1 pseudogene is annotated in these 1,429 nt (G+C 56.4%); it reads left to right on the forward strand.

What is annotated here, in order from left to right:
• Positions 1 to 84: 84 nt before the first annotated feature.
• Positions 85 to 1,415, forward strand: a pseudogene (locus MUU51_RS00115) (IS4 family transposase).
• The last annotated feature ends 14 nt before the right edge of the window (positions 1,416 to 1,429 follow it).

A 1,429-nucleotide genomic window follows, 5' to 3' on the forward strand; every position in this document is an offset into this window, starting at 1 on the left:
TAATGCCGATCAGTTAAGGATCGGTTGATCGATCCAGTGGCTGTGTAAGAATCCGGAAATGCTCACCCGTTTCCGGATTTTTTTATGCACATTGGACAGGCACTTGATCTCGTTTCACGCTACGACTCTTTACGTAACCCACTGACTTCTCTTGGGGATTACCTCGACCCTGAGCTCATCTCCCGTTGCCTCGCCGAATCCGGCACTGTCACTCTGCGCAAACGTCGTCTGCCGCTGGAAATGATGGTCTGGTGCATTGTCGGCATGGCCCTGGAGCGTAAAGAACCCCTTCATCAAATCGTTAACCGGCTGGATATCATGCTGCCGGGAGACCGTCCTTTCGTCGCACCCAGCGCTGTTATCCAGGCTCGTCAGCGACTGGGCAGTGACGCGGTCCACCGCGTGTTCTCGCAAACGGCGCAACGCTGGCACAGTGCCACGACGCATCCCCACTGGTGTGGCCTGACGCTGCTGGCCGTCGATGGTGTTGTCTGGCGAACACCGGATACGCCAGAAAACGACGCCGCCTTCCCGCGCCAGACCTATGCCGGTCAGCCCGGGCTTTATCCTCAGGTCAAAATGGTCTGCCAGATGGAGCTGACCAGCCACCTGCTGACGGCCGCGGCCTTCGGCACGATGAAGGAAAGTGAATATACGCTGGCAGAGCAGTTGATAAACCAGACCGGCGATAACACCCTGACCCTGCTGGATAAAGGTTACTACTCACTGGGTCTACTGAACGCCTGGCGCGAGGCGGGAGAGCACCGGCACTGGATGATCCCGCTGAAGAAAGGTGCGCAGTACGAGGAAATCCGGAAGCTGGGCAAAGGCGACCATCTGGTGAGGCTGAAAACCAGCCCGCAGGCGCGGAAAAAGTGGCCGGCGCTGGGAGAGGAAATGACGGCCCGGTTGTTGACCGTCACCCGGAAAGGAAAAGTCTGCCATCTGCTGACATCGATGACGGATGCGATGCGCTATCCGGGAGGCGAGATGGCGGACCTGTACAGCCACCGGTGGGAAATCGAACTGGGTTACCGGGAAATCAAACAGACAATGCAACTGAGCAGGCTGACGCTGCGGAGTAAAAAACCGGAGCTTGTGGAGCAGGAGCTGTGGGGCGTGCTGCTGGCCTATAATCTGGTGCGTTATCAGATGATAAAAATGGCGGGTAGTCTGAAAGGTTACTGGCCGAACCAGCTGAGCTTCTCGGAATCATGCGGAATGGTGATGCGGATGCTGATGACATTACAGGGCGCGTCACCGGGGCGGATCCCGGAACTGATGCGTGATATGGAGAGCATGGCGCAGATGGTAAAGCTACCGATAAGAAGAGAAAGAGCCTTCCCGAGAGTGGTGAAAGAAAGGCCACGTAAATATGGTAAGGCCTGGAACAAAAAAGCCAGTCAGTTGCTTAACTGACTGGCATTAC

The organism is Scandinavium manionii (assembly GCF_024764775.1).
GTDB lineage: Bacteria > Pseudomonadota > Gammaproteobacteria > Enterobacterales > Enterobacteriaceae > Scandinavium > Scandinavium manionii.